Here is a 20729-nt window from a genome sequence, read left to right on the forward strand (position 1 = left end):
TTTTGAAGCTACCGGCGATTATGTTAAAATCCGGTTGCATAAAGAGGATTACTGCATCCACTCCTCATTAAAAATTATTGGGCAAAAACTTCCGCAGCATATCTTTTTAAGGGTGCACCGCTCTTTTATCGTTAACCTCACTAAAATAGATGGTGCCGAAGGCAAAACGCTTGTGGTTAATGGGCATTTAATACCGGTTTCTGATGCCTACAGGGCCAATCTTAACAAATACATGCAGTTTTTATAAGCTGCAATTATCGACGGATACCCAAATTAAGATACCGTTTGATTATAAATAGCAGATAAAACGTTCCGATAAGCAATAAAACCATATCTGGCCGCAAAAAGCCCCTTTATACCGTCATTTAATTTTTGGAAAGCTTAATTCATCATTTTCGAAAAACGAAATCACAGATGATGAACAGAATTGAAAAATTAACACTTATACTTTTGCTTTTATTTGGATTACAAAGTTGGGGCCAGCAACCTGCAGCATTAAATATTAAGGGAAAGGTACTCGACGGAAAAACAAAACTGCCACTGGCCAGTGCCGGGGTATCCATAATATCAATTGCCGACAATACAACATTAAAAACTACGCTTACAGACAGTTTGGGTATTTTTTCAGTTTCGATTGCTCCAGGTAAATACCAGATCAAAATCGCATTTATTTCCTACAAACCTTATGTTTTGGAGCACCAGCAATTGGACAAGGATATTGATTTAGGTCTGGTCTTTTTACAGGAGGATGCAAAACTGCTGAAATCGGTAAATATTGTAGGTGAAAAATCGACTGTAGAACTTAATCTTGACAAAAAAGTGTTCAATGTTGGCAAAGATCTGATGTCGAAAGGAGGAACCGCAAACGATATACTGAACAACGTGCCATCGGTAAATGTTGATGCAAATGGTACAGTAAGTTTAAGGGGCAACGGAAGTGTACGCGTATTAATCAACGGCAAACCATCGATGCTTACCGCAAATAATGGTCTGGGGCAGGTTCCGGCAAACACCATAGAAAAAGTGGAGGTAATAACCAATCCATCTGCCCGTTACGAAGCACAGGGCGGAGCGGGGATTATTAACATTGTACTTAAGAAAAACAGTTCTTCCGGTTTAAACGGTTCTATCCAGGCCGGTATGGGTACTCCAACTTATTATAGCGGAAATATCAACCTCAGTTATAAAACCAAAAAAGTAAATCTTTTTACCAACGTAAGCCATTTTTACCGCAATATTTATGCTTACGAAAAGAATCTGCAAACCACGGTAAAGAATGGATTAACCACGATACTGAACCAGAAGAACGATCAGGGGAGAAATGACAATGCTTACAGCTATTATTTCGGCGGCGATTATTACATCAACGAAAAAAATACCCTGACCGGCAGTTTTTACCACGATCTACAGAAAAATAACGATAGCACCAATTATCAATACCGTTATTACAATGGAAAAAATGTATTGGATAGTGCCATTTCCCGTTTCGAAGATTACCACGAACCGCAGAATTATAACGAGCTTGAACTTAACTATGTAAAAACTTTTGACCATAAAGATCAGAAGTGGACGACGAGTTTACGTTACGATTTCTGGAATGATGATGAAAACCAGAACATTACCCAACAGAAATATTTTCCTTCGGGCAATCCTCTTTCGCACCTTAACTCAAGGGATATCGAAAGCAGCGACGATATCTACATCCAAAGCGATTTTGTAACTACATTTTCCAAATCGGCCCGTTTCGAAACAGGTATCAGGGCTGATTTAAGGGCAATAAGAAGTAATTATTCGACCCATTCGAACGGCGTATTGCTGGATAATTACACCAATAAACTCTATTACGATGAGAATATCTATGCTGCTTATGCCCAGTACGCCAATAAATTTAAACGTTTAAGTTATCTACTGGGTTTACGTGCAGAGCTTTCTGATATCGGCATAACCGACCGCAGGGCAACTTTATTGAAAAACAAAAATTACATCAATTTATTCCCCACCCTGCACCTTACCTATAACCTGAAAGAGAACACCGATCTGCAGATTAGCTATAGCAGAAGGATAAACCGGCCCAGTTTTTACCAGTTAAATACATTTTCGGGCCTTTCTGATACCCGGAACCTGGTAGTGGGCAATCCCGACCTTAACCCTACCTACAGCAATTCTTTTGAGCTGGCATTTCTGAAAAAATGGGGCAGATTTAACCTCAACCCTTCCGTATATTATTCGCACAATAAAGATTATTTCCAAAATGTATTGGGCCAAACGCCCGAAGGTTTCTTTGTAACCACACCGGTTAACCTGGATTACGAAGACCGTTACGGACTTGAGATTTCCAGTACCTACAACGCCTTTAAATGGTGGCGACTTTCGTGGGATTTCAATTATTATGGCTTCAAACAAAATGGCGAATTTGAGGGCAAAGAATACGGAACATCCAACAAAACATGGTTTACAAGGATCAGTTCGAGAATGAATTTCCCTAAAAGCCTGGCCATTGAGTATGCATTTAATTACAGGGGGAAAAATGCTGATGTGCAATCAACCACTGCAGCCCAATACCGTGCGAACATTGCCATAAGTAAAGATTTATTTAACGATAAATTATCGGTTGTGCTAGGCATAACCAATCTGTTCGATTCGCAGGTGGTAAAGCAACAGTTTATTACACCCGATTATCAGTTCGAATCTGAATACAAATTTGTTGGCCGCTTAACCAAGCTTACCCTTACTTACCGCTTTAACCGCGATAAAACACAAAAAGACCGTTTACCTGCAGAAAATTAGTTTAGTTGATGAATATCCCTGTTGATGGATGTTAACAGGGTATATTATTTAACCGGCAACAGATTAATTACCACAAGCTAACATTAATTTAACCCACTTCTAACCAGGTTTAGATAAGTTTGCAAACATCAATGAAAAAACTTTTTCTATTCTTCATCATTTTTACCGCTTTTATCGCTGGATCGCAAGCGCAGATCCTAAACCTGCCCGATACGATTTATTCGGGGAAACAGGGCGCTATGCATGTGCAGGGTGTAGTGGTAGACCAGGCCAAAGGATATGTTTATTTTTCTTTTACGGATAAACTCATTAAAACAGACATTAATGGCAAATTAATCGGAAGTGTAACGGGTTTTGTAGGGCATTTAGGTGATCTTGACTTTGGCAATGACGGAAAGATTTATGGATCGTTGGAATATAAAAACGATGCAATAGGCAAAGGCATCAAAAAAGAACTGGGTATCGAAACAGAGAATGAAGATGGATTTTACATCGCTATATTCGATCCTTCAAAAATTGTCAGGCCAAACATGGATGCTGAAAAAGAAGAGCTGTTACAAACTGTTTACCTTAAAGAAGCTGTAAATGATTACAAAGCAAAGGTAAAATCGGGCAATACACACATAGCACACCGTTTTGCCTGTTCGGGGATAGATGGTGTTGCCTTTGCACCCGAAATAGGCAGCTCCAATACCGCAAAAAAGTATCTTTATGTGGCCTACGGTATTTATGGCGATACCACCAGAACAGATAACGATCATCAGGTAATCTTAAAATATGATACCACCGACTGGGACAAGTATGCGAAACCACTTTCGCAGGGGAACTTACACCATTCTGGTCCGCAAAAACCACTGGATAAATATTTTGTAAAAACGGGTAATACACGTTACGGTATCCAGAACCTGGCTTACGATCCGTTTACCGGAAATTTATTTGCTGCAGTGTACCACGGCGCCAAAAGTTGGTTTGCAAATTACGATCTGTTTGTAATCAACGGAAAGAAGAAACCGCTTAACAGCCTGATATCATCTGATGGTAAGCAGATAAAAGTAAAAACACTTGCGTTGCTTGATCAGGGGCTTAAAGATCCTAAATCAGGGATTAATGGCTGGTTTTTTAAATGGGGAGCAACTGGCTTATGTCCGCTGGGCAGTGGATTATTTTATATTTCGCATAACAAAAAAACAGCCGGTGGACAACAACAAAGTACCTTACACCAATATAAATGGACAGGCGATAAGCAAAATCCTTTTACTTTGGTAAAATAGGTTTTTATCAACTTTTTAACCTGCCCGGCGTAACTGCAAATTTTTTCCTGAAAGCATTGCTGAAATGCTGTACAGAAGAATAACCAAGCATAAATGCTACTGATTTTATCGGTTTGCCTTCGAGGAGTAACGCTTTTGCATGATTCAGTCTGTAATCGCTCAAATAACCAAATATGCTGTTATCGAACAGTCCTTTAAAGCCCTGCTTGAGTTTAAATTCATTAATACCGCATAGTTTGGCCAGTTCAGTAACCGATGGTGGCTGGTGGATATGCTCAATCAGGTAATCACGGGCATAATAAAGACAGTCGCGATCGTAGGTAGAATGTAGTGCTTCGGGCTGTTTTTTAGTGATAGCCTGCTCAAAAGTTTCGGCCTGTAACACGAGTAACTCTATGCACTTTGATTCAATAAACAAGCGCTTTAACCCTTCTGGATAGTTACAGTTAAGAATATCTTGTATACAATTCTGCATGGCCCAGGAAATCGGGAGATTTTGATCCGCAATTTGTGCGTATTGGCCCCTATCTGCATAATCGGCCAAAATCTGGAGTGCCTTAGTTGAATTTTCTGCCAGCTGCAAAAACTTTTCTTTGGCAAAATGAACTTCAAAAAAACGGTAACTGTGTTTCGTATCGTACTCGCCGGTTCCATCCAGTTCGGGCATATAAATTATATTCTGCTGGTTGGATCCAAAAATATACTGCTGTTTGTTTATCCGGTTAAATATGGTGCCGCTGCCCGATAGGGTGAAACGTAGCTTGATCATATCGGGTACATCATAAGTCGGGCTGAAATACATCTGCTGCCGTTTGAAGATAATGTCGCCATAAACGATATAAATACCCGGGATATTGATCTGTAAAAGTTCTGCATCGCTAAAAGAAAAATTGTGTTTCTCTTTTCTTTCCGTAACCAATCCATCCTTAACCGGAAGATCATCAAAACTGCCACCAACTTTTTTCCACGCTCCGTAATCCTTTCCAACATTGATTCCCATAATGACAATTATCATAAAAAAAGTCGAACTAATACAATACGGTTATCAACATTTCTATTTTTTGCAAAAGAAAATCCGTTTGATGTAAAAGCGTGTAATGGCTAATATTCAATTTTGCCCGATTGCGAAATGGACCGCAGTCAAAAAATAATGTATACTATGGAAGAACAGGCAGATCTCAATATATTAACACAAGAAACAAAAATTAACGTTCTCCCCCCAAAAAGCACCATCATTTTTAAATTATTAGAAACTTTAGATCTAAAAACCGATACAAAAACATTAGAAATCGGCCCCGGTGGCACAGAGCACCTACCCTATCTTTTCCAAAAGGCCGAAAATATTGTTTACTTCGGTGCCAGCAATGAACCGGCGTTAATAAAGCCTGTTTTAAATGATAAAATTGAAAATAAACAGATACAGTTCGCTAAAATAACAGATGAAAAGCTCGATTTTCAGGATGCATTTTTTGACTGCTGTTTTACTGTTAATACCATTTATTTCTGGCCCGATCCGTTAACATACCTGTTAGAAATATACCGTGTATTAAAACCGGGAGGAAAAATGCATCTGGCCTTTGTTGAAAAGAAATTTGGTGGTCATTTACCATGGACGCAATTGGATTTTAGTTTTTATGTAGTTGATGACGTAAAGTCCTTTTTTAAACAGGCCGGATTTACACAAATTGGGGTAAAAGAAATGACCGAAACTGTTAAAGATAAGGAAGGTAAAGAAACAAACAGACCTTTTATTGTGATTTCGGGTGAGAAGTAACAGCTTTAATTTGATAGAAAGCGTAACGTAGTTGACTAACATTGACAAACTTCCGTTAACGCTCGTTTCTAACGAGCGTTGAATAGAATATCGTTTACAACGATAAAATCGTACAACTATTTATGCACTCGTTTGGAAACGAGTGCAAGCATGAATTAAAACTCAAAATGATAACCATTGCAATTTGTTAACGTCTTAATTTTTAAGTTTTTTTGCCTGTTTGTTAAAAAAAGCAACAAGTTTTGGATAAAAACTTTTGAATGTTGGATATACCGATCTTGATGATTCATATTCACCGAGCAATGTTACCAGATCTTTTGTCCATAAAAATCCCTTTTTCTGCTGTTTCAGTATTTCTTCCTGAACCGATTGATCGGTATCTTTATGATCGATCATGTACCTCACTACCGATGCCCTTACCAAAGATTCGTTGATCAGGCTATGCCAGTCTTCGTACCCTTCCAGCTTCATTTCTTTTTTTTCCATTTCCAGCAAAATTTCTCCGCTTGGTTTAAGCTGAGCCTCAATGCTGCTGTTATCTTCTAAAATATGGTCAACAAACGAATGGTTAAACTCATGGATAAGGTAGGTTAAATAAGTCTCCTTTGGAAAAAGTGGTTCACTTAAGTTGTTAAAAGTCCACGAACCCATAACAGCATATACCAATCTTTTTTGGCGGATGGGTGTAACACTGGGTCCATAATTTGCACCACCATCGCCAAGGCCCAGAACAACTTTATAATCTACTTCGTGATCGCCATAATAATCGAGGTACCATTTCTGGTCAAATTCGTTTACCGATAAATCAAACCGGCGGGTAGCCTCATCGTAAAATGCCTTATGATCTTTAAAAAAGTCTTCAAATTTTGATGAGCGATAAAAATTATTCAATAGGCTAACAAATTTCTGGGCATCGGCCTTCTCCCATTTACCGGTTAAATTACTTTCTTTCTCCTTGATCAAGGAGAATTTGCGCTTTGAAAAATTGAGGTGCGCCGCCAGGAACATAACTTTGGAAAAACCCATATTTTTTTCACCGGCAAGCTCTTTCGCAAAACTGATTAACGGATCTGTTTTATAGGGATCGAAATGAGCATGGATATCTTCAACATATTTTTTAGCGAATTTCATATTATACTCTGGGTTTCCGGCCAGTCTAAAAACAATACTTAACAATTCAACCCTTTGATCGACAGTTGAGTTTATTTTTTCGTTCGCGATAGCTGGAAAAAGGATAATGATGAAAAAGAAAGCGAGAATAAATTTCATGGAAGATACAGGGGTAGATAAGAAGTAAAACTATCAATTAATCCCCACATCTTTTGTTATCTAGCCGAAATATCACAAATTTAAACAGGGGGTTCACCTTTCAGGGTGAAGGTTGTAGAAGAAATACAAATAACACTTATAGAACGTAAGCAGTCATTCATGGAGTGATTATGCCTTTTCATCTACAGTCTATTTCAATGCATCTTTTCTGGAGTTAGTTTTGCGTTATCACATATTTGATAAACACGGGTAACTAAATACCTCAAACTAGGGCTATAGGGATGTAACCTGGTTATTAGTTATAATCTGACTGTGTTATTAATGATGAACATAAGAGGGGGGTTCCGGGATGATTTACCCCCTCTGCTTTTTCATGAATACTTTGTTCCTGATCGCTACTCATAACCATTTTCGAAGGTTATAGTTTGTTGTTTTTTCATACTTAGCTGCAAAATACCGTCATCTGTTGTCTTTATTGATCCAGCAGGCAGGTTTTTAACCACATAGGTTTTAAAAGGCAATTTAATCCTGAGCAACCCAGTCTTTTCAGCATAAATTTTAACCTTGGTTGGAACACCATTTTCTTTGGTACCACTCACCAAAAAAGCACCTTCGGCACGCAGATTATTAAACGAAACATTTTGCCAGTTTCGCGGCACAGCCGGAAAAGGTTGGATATAATCTCTTCTGCTCTGCAATAATAGTTCCTGAACACCCTGGGCAAAAGCAAAGTTACCTTCGAGCGTAAAAGGGCGATAGGTAAAGCCAGAATACTGGCCTCCTTTTTGATCGCCGTTTAAATGAAAACTATTTGGTGAGCAGAAATTGGAAGCAAAAATCTCCAATTGTTTTACCGCTTTATCTGCTTCGTAAGCCCTGGCATATAACGACGCCATCCAGCTAAAAGAGTAACCGCACCAGGCCCGCGTACCGATTGCTTCTAAACGTTTAAAAGAATTTTCGATAATGGTCTTATCTTTTCCCTTGTTAACATCCAGCAAATCGAGCGGATAAATGGCCATATATTGCGACATGTGCCTATGCGAACTGGTTAAATCTGATCCGGGAGCGATGGTAAAGCCGGTTTCATTCACTTCGTAATCCGGTAACTGATCCAATACCAACTGCCAGTGCTTACTTTCTTCAACTTTACCGTTTGCTTTACTTACCTCGGCAGCGGCTTTAAACAGAAATTTGGAAAGCGATAAATCGAAATTGCTCCAGTTCAAAAACCAGGCTTTGATACTGTTATCGTTATACTCCGGGCTCGAACTCAATGGCAATGTACGTTTCCCATTCTTTAACCGGGTAATATTTTCGAGGTAGGTTGCCGCTTCGTGAATGTAAGGATAAGCCCTTGTTTTTAGAAACACGTCGTCCATACTGTATTTCCATTGCCAGTAAAAATGCTGCGACGTCCATGCACTAACCGTTGGCGAAAGCGAATACTGTATCCACCCGCCCATAGGGTCGCCATTTAAAGTAATTACCCCCGGTACATTTAAACCGGCCACGCCAAAATACTGCCTGGTATAAGCCAGATTTTTAGCCCTTATTTTCCAGAGCCAATCGGTAAAGGTTGCGCCTTCTGCCAAATGGTTGGCGGTGTAGGTTGGCCAGTAACTTAACTGGGTATTTAAATCGTTATGAAAATCACCTTTCCAGGGTGGTAAGCTCCCGTTATCGGCCGTCCAAACTGCCTGCAGGGTAATGGCAGGGGCACCTTTTCTGGCCACGCAGCCCAGTTTGTACATTTCCAGATAGTATTGTTTTTGGATCAGCTGATCGGGCACCGAAATATCCGATCTAGACCAATAATCCTTCCACCACTTAACATGTGTATCCCATCCTGTAGGTTCTTTTGCATTTGATGAAATAACGGGCAATGTTGCTACTTTATCGTTACTGATTGTCCACGAACCGATGATATTGCCGCCCGGCATTTTTTTCCACTGTACCAAAACCTCGTAATAATGTCCGTTATATGTAGGTTGATGGTAACGGATGGTATTGGCGGTAGTGCTAACCGTTCCTTTGGCGTAACCCAGTTTCTGTAAACCTTCTCCTGCATGGTTGTTATCACCCTTTTCTGTTAAACCATTGCTGTAGTTGTGTACGATTAAGTCGGGTAAAATTGCTGCTGACTTTAGGTTTTCGAAGCTAAAGTAGCCTTGTGCCCCCATGGCATGGATATAACAGTTAAAAATGGTTCCATCTTCAAATTTAACAGTATTTAAGGCCGTTTCGATATCCAGTTCGTTCGATATAACCTTGCCCAGTTTCGAAATATCGAATTCCATTGCCGCAGCGGGTAATTTGGTTGGATATGGACTGGTATCGTAAGGTTCATCCCCTATTTTTTGAACCGCAGCATAATTATTCTGATGCACCTGCTCTTCTACCCATTTAAAATTTAGCTTTGACATATCCAGCGCTTTGCGTTCGTCCCACAGATCTGCACGGTCTAAAGAAAGCCTCAGTTTATTGTTCTTTTCCCATATTAAAACACCAAGCATACCATTGCCCAATGGCATTGCTTCATCCCATCGGGTAGCCAGTTTTGGAAAAGAAAGATTATAGGGTTTTAACCGCTGCGCGTAAATTACATTAGTAAAACACAGCAGCATTAAGGATAAAAGTATTTTAGTTTTCATTTGGCCGTTCAGAATTTGGTTAGCACCTGTTGATGGTATCTCCATTCTAAAATAATGATATTTAACCAGACTAAAACCGCAAAAAATTACGCAAACGTTTGATGGGGAATATAGACTACTTTTCTGCTAATAAAAGATTAGTGCACAATCTTAAAAACGAGTTCTTTCAGCAGTTCTCCATCATCAACATTTCCAGTACTGTCTAAACCTTTACTTTTTAGATCGTATTCGCGGAGCAGTCCGATTACCTGAAAAACCTTGCCAGTATTGTAATTTCTTGCTGCAACCTCATAATCTTTGATAAAAAAAGGTGGTACACCCAAAGCAGATGCTGCATCGGCCTTATTGGGAATGTAATGATATTTGAGGAGCTTGGTAAAATAACCACCCAGATTGGCCAAAACCATTACCGTTGGGTTGGCCTTAGGGTTACTGGCGAAATAATTGATGATTTTATTGCATTTCAGTACGTCGCGGATAGCCAGTGCCTTTTGAAGCTCAAAAACATTATATTCTTTACTGATCCCGATATTTTTCTGAACGTGATCTGTGCTGATTGTCATTTCTTTTGGAACGTTCAACATCAGTTTTTCAATCTCGTTGGCAATTTTGGTTAGATCGGTACCTAAATATTCGGCCATTAATGCCGATGCCTGCTGGTCGATCTTATAGCCTTTATCTTTGATAAACTCTTCGATCCACGGCACCAGTTTATAATCGCGGACAGGGTCTGACTGGAAAATCAATCCACTTTTATTGATCGCTTTATAAATTTTTTTACGTTTATCGAAATTGGCGTATTTATAGGCCAACACCAAAATGGTACTTGGCAGCGGTTTTTCGAAATAATTAAGCACAAACTCGCCCTCTTTCGAGCTATCTTCCTTACCCCATTTTAAATCCTGCGCTTCTTTGATAATTACCACCTGATAGTCTGACATCATCGGGTAGCGCTTGGCAGCGCCCAAAATGGTGGCCATATCGGTATCTTTTCCATACAAAACCGTTTGATTGAAACCTTTTTCGGCATCATTCAGCAATTTATCCTCAATATAATCGGTTACCTGATCGATATAGAAAGATTCTTCACCATGTAAGAGGTATACGGGTTTAAATTTGCGGGCTTTGATGTCCTTAATAATTTCGGCAGCAGTCATTGCCGTAAAATTACGATTTAGGTTTTAGGATTTAGATAAATGTTTATAAGTTAAGAGATGTGAGATTTTAGATACCAGATATGAGACACTAGACATGAAACACTAGACATGAGATGTGGAGCACCGGGCATATCTTAAAATTAATTAACTTTGGGGTTTAATTGTTTTATTGCTTCATTGTTAATTGCAAATTGTTTTATTGTTGCATTGTTAACTGAGAACTACCAACTGAAAACTGCCAACTGATAACTGAAATGTTCACTCCTACTCCGCTTAACCTTCCACCCTATCCGTTTAAAATTACACAAAAAGATGGCGTTGTATTTATTTTCGATGAGCTGAGGAAAAAACATTTGGTACTTACCCCCGAAGAATGGGTTCGGCAGCATTTTATACAGCAGCTGATTACTGAAAAGAAATTCCCAAGAACCTTAATCCAGATTGAAGGCGGTTTGGTATTAAACCAGCTGCAAAAACGGAGCGATATTCTGGTTTATAATACCGCAGGCGAAAAACTGATGCTCATTGAATGCAAAGCGCCAAAGGTTAAGATTACGCAATCGGTATTCGACCAGGCTGCGAGGTACAATTCTATACACCAGGCCAAATGGATTGTATTAACCAATGGCCTGCATCATGTTTATGCAAAAATGGATCTGGATAGGGGTAATTTTAATTTTGCACAGGAAATGCCGGAGTATCTGGATTTGTAAAAATTCGTCATTGAGTCCTAATTGCAAATCCCGACCAACAGAGATTCTTTTCTGAAAATCAGATACAGAAGTGCTTAGGTTTGTTCAGCCCCGCTCCCGCTTCTGCTCCGATGAAAAATCGGGAGCATCCCGCTTTGATCGGGTTTAGGTGGCAACGTTAGCAGTCCTATTTGGAGTACAAAAAGCATATTAACCCCTATTTTTCTGAATCATGCCATTTAACCTTCAATAGTAGCAAAAGCCTTTCGATTTTAAACCTGATTGGAATGAAAAGCCCACAGCGTAGCGAGGACTTGAAATGAAAAGCAGGACGAACCTTAAAAAGATTTATTGCAATTGCTTTCCAAAACAAATAAAAATCCTTCTACAGGCTCAGGATGACAAGCATTACACATTATACGCTGATTTCCAAACCTGCTTATTACCACTATAAATGGCTTCGTTGCACATGGCTACACATATTGCAGCCTGCGTACCGGTATTGATATTTGATGCAGGTATTTTTTTGGTGGTAATTGATTTATAAAATTCATCAAGGGCGTAGTTGGTTCCATCCAAAGTCGGTTTATCCAGAATAGGAATTCCGCCATCTTTATTCACCACAATTTTTGTTGCCCCGGTAACCCCATCAACAATGCCAAGTTCTTTTTTGGTACTTGCTTCAGGATAAAACAGGCCTGTATTTGTTAATAAAGAAACCGAACCTTTAGTCCCTTTTATTTTAAAGAGGTAACCATCGTGTGCATTGCCACAGGTGGCACCAAAATTACCGATCATTCCTTTTTCGTTATAGCGGAGAATAGCCTGGATATTATCATAAGTTTCGCGACCGTCTTTAAAAACGTCTATTCCACCCGAACCCATAATTTCATCCGGCTGTGTTTCGAATGCCCAGTTGATAAAATCGATCTGATGCGACAGTAATTCGGCGGCTAAACCACCTGAATATTCCTTATACATTCGCCAGTTGATTTTCCGTTCTAAAGCCGGTTCAGGAACAGCCCTGCGCCAGTTGCCATTACGGTCCCAACGGCAATCTATCTGTGTAACCTTGCCCAGATAGCCGCTCTGGATCATATCTTTCACTTTAAAATAAAGCGGAGAGTAACGGTATTGGTAACCTACCTGAAAAACCTGATCAGGATATTGTTTCACCAGTTTTCGGAGTTCAAGTGCCTGTTCGATATTATAGGTCATGGTTTTTTCTACATACACATGTTTCCCGGCAAGCACGGCATCTTTGGCAATTCTGAAATGTTCGCTTAACGGTGTAGCTATAAAAATCGCATTGATGGTTTTATCGTCCAGCACTTTATGGTAATCTTTTATTGCTTTGGCGTTGGCAGGTACATATTTTTCGGCTTCTTTAAGCCTAAAATCAAGCAGATCGCAATAGGCTTTAATACTGTAACGGTCTGGCATGGATTTAATTACCGACAATACTCCTTTACCCCGATCGCCACAACCGATCATGGCTACATTATATATCTGATCTGCATACAGATCAGCAAAAACCTGATTCCCAACCAATAACCCTGAACCTACCAAAGCTGTATGTTTTACAAAAGACCGACGATGCATGATATTTTAATATTTTATTTCTTTATTCGTATATATTGAACCACAGATTCATACAGATAACCTAAATTCGATTATTAATATTGGCTTAAAAGTCTTCTGCGGATATTTTTAACTCAAAGTCGTCACCCTGAATTTATTTCAGGGTCTATCTAGCAGGAAAGATGCTGAAATAAATTCAGCATGACGATCGCGTTAAGAAAAGTAGGCTAAAACTAATCAAAACACATAAATATTAATCGAACTCAGGTTATAAAGTTTTAATTTTAATCGTCCTGAAATCTACCTTATTGCCGTGATCCTGTAGCAAGATATGCCCTTTTGGTGCTTCGCCAAAGTTTTTCCAATCTTTATATTTACTAATGGCAACCAGTTTTTTAAACTCTTCCGAACCACGGGTATATTCCAAAACTTTTACACCGTTTAAATAGTGTTCTACCTTATTGTTAGGATAAACCACTAAACGGCCATTGTTCCAGCTACCAATTGGGCGCAGGTAACGGGCTTCTTTTTTAGCCGTCATTAAATCATATAACGACGCCAGGGTACGGTTTCCATCCCTGCCCAATTTAGCATCAGGGTGTAGTACATCGTCTAAAACCTGGTATTCCAAGCCAATGGCCGAACCTGTATTTTTTTCGCTCAGGGTAACAAAGTATTTTACACCGCTATTGGCACCAGGTGTAAGTTTAAACTCAAACGATAGATCGAACGCTGCATATTCTTCCTTTGTTACAATATCGCCCCCATTGGTTGATTCGGCACCGCCAGAAGGCTCTACACTGATCACACCATCGGCTATTTTCCATCCTTTTGTTGGAAAAGTGGTTTTATATGCACCTATCCATCCTGCATTGCTTTTGCCATCGAACAGGAGTTTATAACCTTCCGATTTTTCGTAAGCAGATAAAGTATTCGGTGTTAAGTTAACGGTGTAAATTCCTTTCGGAAAAGTTTTGGTTTTTAAACCTTCTGTTTGGATATTGATGTTTTTGAAATAAACTTTTTTGCCGTCGTTATCGAGGTTATTGCCGATACCGTGTACCTGTAAACCGATAAAGCCCGATTTATCAAGCGTATCGACTACATAAGCAACAGGGCTTCCATTTACCCATGTTTTAAGCTCGTTACCGATACATTCTATTTTGTAATGGTTAAATTCATTCTTTTTATACAGTGGTTTGGCCGATGGATTAAGCTCTAAAGGATATAACCATAATCTTCTGGCTTCATCATAAATTCCGCCTGTCCATGCTCTTGGCGTAGGATCTATTTCCATCTGTCGGCCAAAAACCAGGCCTTTGCCATTGTTTCCTTCAGGTTTGATGTGGCTACGGGTTTGAACGCCAGAATTGGTGGTCTCACCTTCGAGTTTTACATCTAATTCTAAAATAAAATCGCCATATTCTTTTTCGGTGATCAGAAAGGAATTTGGTGTGCCTTTGGTCATGGTGCCCACAATCATACCATCTTCAACTTTATATGGTGCGGCACCTGCAACGGCTTTCCAGCCGGTTAGTGTTTTACCATCGAACAAGGGCTTTGCTTTTTGGGCAGCGGCCGATAAGCTGATGAGGGAAAGGGCCAGAATGCTATATTTTTTGATATTTAACATGATAGGTTTATTATTTTCAACCACCTAAGCCACCTGAGGGCATCTTAGTTATGTGCTCAATAGGGTTTGCTAAGGCGTATGGTTTGGTTTGGATAAATTAATATTTAAATACTTTTCCGTTTGCGATTACTTCCTGTTTACCTTCATCGAAAGTGGCTTTTGCACCGGTTCTTACCGCAGCATTGGTCATGATGTTGGCAATAGAGTGAGAATAACCGGCCTCTACAGGGGCATTTGGTGTTTTGCGGCTACGTACGCATTCCATCCAGTTGCGCATATGGCCGGAGGTTAGCGCGTCGCCCCCCATGTTGGCGCCTGTTGCAGCTTTAACTTCGGTTTTGCTCAAATCGAATTCAGGCAAAAGATTGGCTTTTAAGCCCATCGCCGAGGCTTCCTGTTGCCTTAAACCACCTTTGGGTGATACTTTATTGGTAATCAGGTTCAATTCACCTCCATTCGAATAATAAACCTCTCCAACATCGCCTACGCTGTTCTGCATTCTTGAAGTAAAAGTAACCTGGAAACCATCAGTTGTATCGGGCTGACCGTAATCGAATACTGCAACCATCGAATCCCAGTTTCTACGTCCATCTTTCCAGGTGTAAATGCCGCCATTGGCCACTACACTGCGTGGATGCTTTAAATTGGTAAACCAGTGTACGGTATCAATCTGATGGCTCATCCACTGACCGGGCATACCTGAAGAATATGGCCAGAATAAGCGGTATTCCAAATATTTTCTTGGATCAAAAGCCTCGTTGGGGCGGTTCAATAAAAATCTTTTCCAATCGATATCTTCTTCTTTCAATTTAGCTACTAAATCCGGTCTGCGCCATCTGCCCGGCTGGTTTACGTTCCAAACCAGATCTACTGCGGTAATCGGCCCGAATTTCCCATCCTGGATAAATTTTGCCGCATTGGTGTAATTCTCTCCACTTCTGCGTTGCGAACCGATCTGTACGATCTGTTTGCTCGCTTTAACTGCTTTAAATGCAGCTTTGGCATCATCCATGGTTTCGGCAAACGGTTTTTCTACATACGCGTCGCAATTGGCTTTTACCGCTTCGATGGTATGTAAAGCATGCTGAAAATCGGCAGTGCTGATAATTACAGCGTCGAGATCTTTCGTGGCATAAAGTTCATCATTGTTTCTGCAGGCTTTGATATCGTGACCGAATTTTGCTTTCAGATGAGCAATCCCCAAGTCTCTGCGGTAGTTCCACAGATCGGAAAGACCAACAATATCGAAATTCAGCTCCTTGTTGTGGTTCAGGAAACAAGGCAAAAGGGTGTCTTTAAAACGGTCAGAAAATCCAACAACACCAACGCGTACCCTATCATTTGCACCAATGATGCGCCCATAACTTTTGGCACTCATGCCCATGGTACCGGCGTAGGTTGCCGCAGCAAATACTGCAGATTGTTTAATAAATTTTCGTCTGGAATTTTCCATTTGAGGAATATTAGGTTAGATTATCACTTAAATAGTTTACGATTGGGTAAACCGTTTTAATAAAATCTAAAATATGGTTAATAAAAGTAAACCTTAAATTTTCAAAAGTAATATTTTTGAAACCTTATCTTAAAACAATAATTAACTGTAGCAATAACACCAAATAAACATCAATAAAGCTAGTTTTTAATACAGTAACCTGTTTTTACAGATACGAGGAAAACGTTTGAAATAATTATTTTTTGTTCCTTATTAACACATAAAAAAGCCTTTCAGATTTTCTTCTGAAAGGCTTTTACTATCGGATAATATTTATTTTTCTAGCTCAGTATAGCTAAACTTTCTTCAATGATTTTGATTTTTGCTTCAGCATCAGCCTTTTTATTGCGTTCGTTGGCAATAATTTCGGGTTTTGCATTTTGAACAAAACGTTCGTTATTCAATTTAGAATCAACCGCCTTTAAAAATCCCTGTAAATACACTAAATCGGCATTTAAGCGTTCGCGTTCGGCTTCTACATCAATATTTTCGGTAAGCGGGATGAAAAATTCATCTTTTCCGGCCATAAAGGCTGTAGCACCCACGAGTTTCTCGTTTACAATTTCAGCCTCGGTTACATTCGCCAGTTTAAAAACTATATTTAACCATTTTTCGTAGTCAAGATCAGAATTTACTTTGATGCTTAATGGCAATGCCTCTTTTGGCGAAATCTGTTTTTGGTTTCTCACATTCCTGATTTCGGCAACAACAGTTTTAATTACTTCTGCCTCTTTCAACAATTTCTCATCAAAGGCACCACCTTTAGGGAATTCGGCAACAATACAGCAATCCAGTTCTCCACGTTCAGCGAATAAATCATCATGCCATAACTCTTCAGTGATAAAAGGCATATTAGGATGTAATAATTTGATGATATTTTCGAAAAAGGCAATGGTTGCTTTATAACTTTCGGCATCAATCGGTTGCTGGTAAGCAGGCTTAACCATCTCTAAATACCATGCACAGAAATCATCCCAAACCAGTTTGTAGGTAATCATCAAAGCTTCCGATAAACGGTATTGTTTAAAATTAGCTTCAATTTCTACCAACGCTTCGTTAAAACGGTTTTCGAACCACAAAATGGCCTGTGTATTCGGGTTTGCAAGGTTTTCATCAACCTCCCATCCTTTTACCAAGCGGAAAGCATTCCAGATTTTGCTGGCGAAATTACGTCCCTGCTCGCAGTAACTTTCGTCGAACATTAAATCGTTTCCGGCAGGCGACGACATCAACATTCCCACACGAACGGCATCAGCACCATATTTTTCAATCAATCCGATCGGATCAGGAGAGTTACCCAATGATTTAGACATTTTACGACCTAATTTATCGCGTACAATACCGGTTAGGTACACATTAGTGAATGGTTTTTTGCCCATAAACTCGTGTCCCGCCATAATCATACGTGCCACCCAGAAGAATAAGATCTCAGGTGCGGTAACCAGGTCGTTGGTTGGATAATAATAATTGATATCCTTATTTTCTGGGTTTTTAAAACCATCGAAAACTGAAATCGGCCACAACCACGATGAAAACCAGGTATCCATTACATCATCATCCTGACGCAAAAATGGCTCCAACTGATGTTTAAATCCTGCCTTTTCAGTGTCTGAACAACTTTCGTCAAGGTGTTTTTTCTTCCAGAATTCTTCTAAAGCCTCATCTTTTGTTTTGGCAACCACCCAATTTCCTTTGTCATCGTACCAGGCCGGGATTCTTTGTCCCCACCATAACTGACGGCTAATGTTCCAATCACGGACATTTTCCATCCAGTGGCGGTAAGTATTCTCAAATTTATTCGGGATCAGGTTTACTTCTCCGTTCAAAACATCATCCAAAGCTGGCTGTGCCATTTCTTTCATCTTCACAAACCACTGCATCGAAAGTTTTGGTTCGATAGCAGCATCGGTACGTTCGGAGAAACCAACCTGAGATTTGTAGTCCTCAACTTTTTCTAAATGACCGGCCTCATCCAACATTTTGGCAATTTTTTTACGGGCAACAAACCTGTCTTCGCCCACTAAAATAACTGCCAGTTCGTTTAAAGTACCGTCGTCATTTAAAATATCGGTAACCGGTAAATTGTGTTTAACACCCAGCTCATAATCGTTCAGATCGTGTGCTGGTGTAACTTTTAAACAACCCGTACCAAATTCGATATCCACATATTCATCTTCAATAACCGGGATTTCGTGATTAACCAAAGGCACAAAAACTTTTTTGCCTTTTAAATACGTAAAACGTTCGTCGTTCGGATTGATACAGATGGCAGCATCGGCCATAATGGTTTCCGGGCGTGTTGTTGCAACAACAAGATAGTCCGAAGTCTGAAGTCCGGGGTCCGAAGCTGTATCTCCTACAATAGTATACTTTATATAATATAACTTCTGGTTTACTTCTTTACGGATTACTTCTTCATCAGAAACAGCGGTTTTACCTGCCGGATCCCAGTTAACCATACGGATACCGCGGTAAATCCATCCTTTTTTATATAGATGGATAAACGAATCGATAACAGCCTCAGAAAGGTCTTCTTCCATCGTGAAACGGGTTCGGTCCCAATCGCAGCTTGCGCCCAATTTTTTTAACTGTTCTAAAATAATACCGCCGTATTTCTCTTTCCACTCCCAGGCGTACTTCAAAAATTCTTCGCGCGAAAGGTCTTTTTTATCGATTCCCTGTTCTTTTAACATCGCTACCACTTTTGCTTCGGTAGCAATAGAAGCATGGTCGGTTCCAGGTACCCAGCATGCATTTTTACCCTGCATACGGGCCTTACGGATCAGCACATCCTGGATGGTATTGTTAAGCATATGTCCCATGTGCAGCACCCCCGTAACGTTTGGAGGCGGAATGACTATTGTATAAGGCTCGCGCTCATCGGGTTCTGAATGAAAAAACTTCTTCGATAGCCAATAGCTATACCATTTATCTTCTGTTTCTGCAGGATTGTACTTGGTGGATATGCTCATGAATGTATTAAAAGTTCAAAAATAGCTATTTAAGCTGAAACACCAAAGCAGAGTGAAGCTAAAGGTATACTTATGCGTTTAATCATTCCCCTCTTTTAGAGAGCCTGTTGCGATTTTTTAGGGAGGTACCCGCAAGTCGGGGTGTTTTTTTTTGGAAAGCAAGCGCAGCATTCTGTTTTAATGTTCCACTTGCTGTTCCAACGTGAAGCCGGAAGTTACAGAAGCAATTATCATTGATATTATAAATATGAACAGGGTTTAATCCATGTTTCCGTGGCAAAAAATAAATATCAATTCAGCGTTAGATGGGAATATCTAACACCACTAAAATCTGAACAGATAATTGTATTTTAGTTCAACATATCATCTAAAACGTCATGAATACTAAAAACTTTAAAATAGCTTATGCCATTTTACGCATAACGATCGCTATAATTTTACTGTCGCACAGTGTTTTAGGTATTTTTGATGGAGGAATAAATGATTTCGGGAATTTTTATCTGAATAAAGTAGGATTTGCACCTTATGGAGTGGCCATTGCCTGGACGATTAAACTTTCACATATTGTTTGTGCGGTACTTTTGTTAATAAACAAGTATATCCGCGTGGCATGTTTTGCAACAATTTTTGTGCTGATTATGGGCATAATTATGGTGCACTTTAAAGAAGGCTGGTTTGTGGTAGGCGGTGGAAGAAATGGTATTGAATATAACTTTGTGTTGATATGCCTACTAACAGCAATTATGTTTTTTAATACTGCCTTAACCCAAAAATCAGAAGCAAAAAAAATGTGTTAATCAATATCATCAAAAACATCATCGATTGCGAGCTCAAAGCCTGGCAATACACTTGAAGTGATTTTCTCGCTAAGCGTGAATATTTTAGAAGGTTGGAATTTGCCATACTCATTTAAAGTATAAATTAAGATGTTTTGATCGCTTTGGCTCACTACCCAATATTCTTTAACTCCAAATTCCTCATAAACCCGGTATTTATTAAGTAATTCCATTCGGGTGTTGCCAGGCGATAAAATTTCGACAATAAGATCGGGTGCGCCGATGCAACCACGGGCATCCAGTTTACTTTTATCACAAATTACGCAGATATCAGGCTGAAGCACTGTAAACACATCTTTATCGGCTTTGCTTTCTTTTGGAAAACGGACATCAAACGGCGCAGCATAAACTTTACAGGGCTTACCTTTCAAAAAATTGATTAGCGGGTTTAATAAGTTGATGGATACTTCCTGATGCACCCTGGATGGAGCTGGGCTCATCTTAAAGATTTTACCTGCAATAAGCTCTACACGCTCAGGGAAAAGCCAGTTGAGGTAACTCGCATAACTATAAGTTAATGACGCATCGAGTTCATTAAACTGCTTAACGGGCTCATCTATCTCATCTGGTATTGGATATGGAACTGGCTTTTTCGACATAACCAAATATAC

At 39.6% G+C, this 20729-nt stretch carries 15 protein-coding genes; 6 read left to right on the forward strand and 9 right to left on the reverse strand.

All coding sequences use genetic code 11. From position 1 onward, the window contains the following. The 3 genes from B2V92_RS05100 to B2V92_RS05110 form a co-directional block, all read left to right on the forward strand. Window positions 1–247: LytR/AlgR family response regulator transcription factor (locus B2V92_RS05100; RefSeq protein ID WP_293305285.1), on the forward strand; the 247-nt coding region annotated here is incomplete at its 5' end. Between the two features lie 167 nt (window positions 248–414). Further along, a complete protein-coding gene (locus tag B2V92_RS05105) occupies window positions 415–2787 on the forward strand; it encodes an outer membrane beta-barrel family protein (protein ID WP_293305288.1) in 2373 nt (790 codons plus the stop codon). Window positions 2788–2918: 131 nt separating this feature from the next. Beyond that, a complete protein-coding gene (locus B2V92_RS05110) occupies window positions 2919–4058 on the forward strand; it encodes a hypothetical protein (RefSeq protein WP_293305290.1) in 1140 nt (379 codons plus the stop codon). 7 nt (window positions 4059–4065) lie between these two features. On the opposite strand, the gene B2V92_RS05115 is transcribed toward B2V92_RS05110, so the two are convergent. After that, window positions 4066–5058: a helix-turn-helix domain-containing protein gene (locus B2V92_RS05115; RefSeq protein ID WP_293305292.1), complete on the reverse strand. Its 993-nt coding sequence runs from the start codon at window positions 5056–5058 to the stop codon at window positions 4066–4068. Window positions 5059–5217: 159 nt separating this feature from the next. Here B2V92_RS05115 and B2V92_RS05120 point away from each other — a divergent pair, with 159 nt between their 5' ends. Then, on the forward strand, window positions 5218–5832 hold the full coding sequence (locus B2V92_RS05120) for a class I SAM-dependent methyltransferase (protein WP_293305295.1): 615 nt from the start codon (window positions 5218–5220) through the stop codon (window positions 5830–5832). Window positions 5833–6027: 195 nt separating this feature from the next. On the opposite strand, the gene B2V92_RS05125 is transcribed toward B2V92_RS05120, so the two are convergent. The 3 genes from B2V92_RS05125 to holA form a co-directional block, all read right to left on the reverse strand. Further along, the gene (locus B2V92_RS05125) at window positions 6028–7101 is read right to left on the reverse strand and encodes a DUF4932 domain-containing protein (protein WP_293305297.1); all 1074 of its coding nucleotides are present in this window, start codon (window positions 7099–7101) and stop codon (window positions 6028–6030) included. A gap of 395 nt (window positions 7102–7496) precedes the next feature. After that, the gene (locus B2V92_RS05130) at window positions 7497–9755 is read right to left on the reverse strand and encodes a glycosyl hydrolase family 95 catalytic domain-containing protein (protein ID WP_293305299.1); all 2259 of its coding nucleotides are present in this window, start codon (window positions 9753–9755) and stop codon (window positions 7497–7499) included. A gap of 137 nt (window positions 9756–9892) precedes the next feature. Further along, entirely contained in the window at window positions 9893–10912 is a 1020-nt protein-coding gene (holA, locus tag B2V92_RS05135; RefSeq protein ID WP_293305302.1) for a DNA polymerase III subunit delta, read from the reverse strand. 254 nt (window positions 10913–11166) lie between these two features. Between holA and B2V92_RS05140 the strand changes: the two genes are divergently transcribed. Continuing rightward, window positions 11167–11625, forward strand: a complete 459-nt coding sequence (locus tag B2V92_RS05140; protein ID WP_293305304.1) for a type I restriction enzyme HsdR N-terminal domain-containing protein — start codon at window positions 11167–11169, stop codon at window positions 11623–11625. Between the two features lie 387 nt (window positions 11626–12012). Here B2V92_RS05140 and B2V92_RS05145 read toward each other — a convergent pair whose 3' ends face one another. The 4 genes from B2V92_RS05145 to B2V92_RS05160 form a co-directional block, all read right to left on the reverse strand. Continuing rightward, complete coding sequence (locus B2V92_RS05145) at window positions 12013–13173, reverse strand: Gfo/Idh/MocA family protein (protein WP_293305306.1); 1161 nt, start codon at window positions 13171–13173, stop codon at window positions 12013–12015. Window positions 13174–13453: 280 nt separating this feature from the next. Beyond that, window positions 13454–14818, reverse strand: a complete 1365-nt coding sequence (locus tag B2V92_RS05150) for a 3-keto-disaccharide hydrolase (RefSeq protein WP_293305309.1) — start codon at window positions 14816–14818, stop codon at window positions 13454–13456. A gap of 97 nt (window positions 14819–14915) precedes the next feature. Further along, entirely contained in the window at window positions 14916–16271 is a 1356-nt protein-coding gene (locus B2V92_RS05155; protein WP_293305312.1) for a Gfo/Idh/MocA family protein, read from the reverse strand. A 320-nt stretch (window positions 16272–16591) separates the two neighbouring features. Then, complete coding sequence (locus B2V92_RS05160) at window positions 16592–19282, reverse strand: valine--tRNA ligase (RefSeq protein WP_293305314.1); 2691 nt, start codon at window positions 19280–19282, stop codon at window positions 16592–16594. 377 nt (window positions 19283–19659) lie between these two features. Here B2V92_RS05160 and B2V92_RS05165 point away from each other — a divergent pair, with 377 nt between their 5' ends. After that, complete coding sequence (locus tag B2V92_RS05165; RefSeq protein ID WP_293305316.1) at window positions 19660–20079, forward strand: DoxX family protein; 420 nt, start codon at window positions 19660–19662, stop codon at window positions 20077–20079. On the opposite strand, the gene B2V92_RS05170 is transcribed toward B2V92_RS05165, so the two are convergent. Continuing rightward, window positions 20076–20717, reverse strand: a complete 642-nt coding sequence (locus B2V92_RS05170) for a Uma2 family endonuclease (protein ID WP_293305319.1) — start codon at window positions 20715–20717, stop codon at window positions 20076–20078. The two genes, B2V92_RS05165 and B2V92_RS05170, sit on opposite strands and share 4 nt — an antisense overlap. Window positions 20718–20729 lie beyond the last annotated feature (12 nt).

It is taken from the genome of Pedobacter sp. UBA5917 (assembly GCF_002432345.1).
GTDB lineage: Bacteria > Bacteroidota > Bacteroidia > Sphingobacteriales > Sphingobacteriaceae > Pedobacter.

Bases quoted from the DNA above. Each gene is read 5' to 3' on its own strand.
- B2V92_RS05170 (WP_293305319.1), bottom strand. From the start codon at position 20,717: ATGTCGAAAAAGCCAGTTCCATATCCAATACCAGATGAGATAGATGAG.
- B2V92_RS05150 (WP_293305309.1), bottom strand. From the start codon at position 14,818: ATGTTAAATATCAAAAAATATAGCATTCTGGCCCTTTCCCTCATCAGC.
- B2V92_RS05125 (WP_293305297.1), bottom strand. From the start codon at position 7,101: ATGAAATTTATTCTCGCTTTCTTTTTCATCATTATCCTTTTTCCAGCT.
- B2V92_RS05155 (WP_293305312.1), bottom strand. From the start codon at position 16,271: ATGGAAAATTCCAGACGAAAATTTATTAAACAATCTGCAGTATTTGCT.
- B2V92_RS05165 (WP_293305316.1), top strand. From the start codon at position 19,660: ATGAATACTAAAAACTTTAAAATAGCTTATGCCATTTTACGCATAACG.
- B2V92_RS05130 (WP_293305299.1), bottom strand. From the start codon at position 9,755: ATGAAAACTAAAATACTTTTATCCTTAATGCTGCTGTGTTTTACTAAT.
- B2V92_RS05120 (WP_293305295.1), top strand. From the start codon at position 5,218: ATGGAAGAACAGGCAGATCTCAATATATTAACACAAGAAACAAAAATT.
- B2V92_RS05140 (WP_293305304.1), top strand. From the start codon at position 11,167: ATGTTCACTCCTACTCCGCTTAACCTTCCACCCTATCCGTTTAAAATT.
- holA (WP_293305302.1), bottom strand. From the start codon at position 10,912: ATGACTGCTGCCGAAATTATTAAGGACATCAAAGCCCGCAAATTTAAA.
- B2V92_RS05110 (WP_293305290.1), top strand. From the start codon at position 2,919: ATGAAAAAACTTTTTCTATTCTTCATCATTTTTACCGCTTTTATCGCT.
- B2V92_RS05105 (WP_293305288.1), top strand. From the start codon at position 415: ATGATGAACAGAATTGAAAAATTAACACTTATACTTTTGCTTTTATTT.
- B2V92_RS05115 (WP_293305292.1), bottom strand. From the start codon at position 5,058: ATGGGAATCAATGTTGGAAAGGATTACGGAGCGTGGAAAAAAGTTGGT.
- B2V92_RS05160 (WP_293305314.1), bottom strand. From the start codon at position 19,282: ATGAGCATATCCACCAAGTACAATCCTGCAGAAACAGAAGATAAATGG.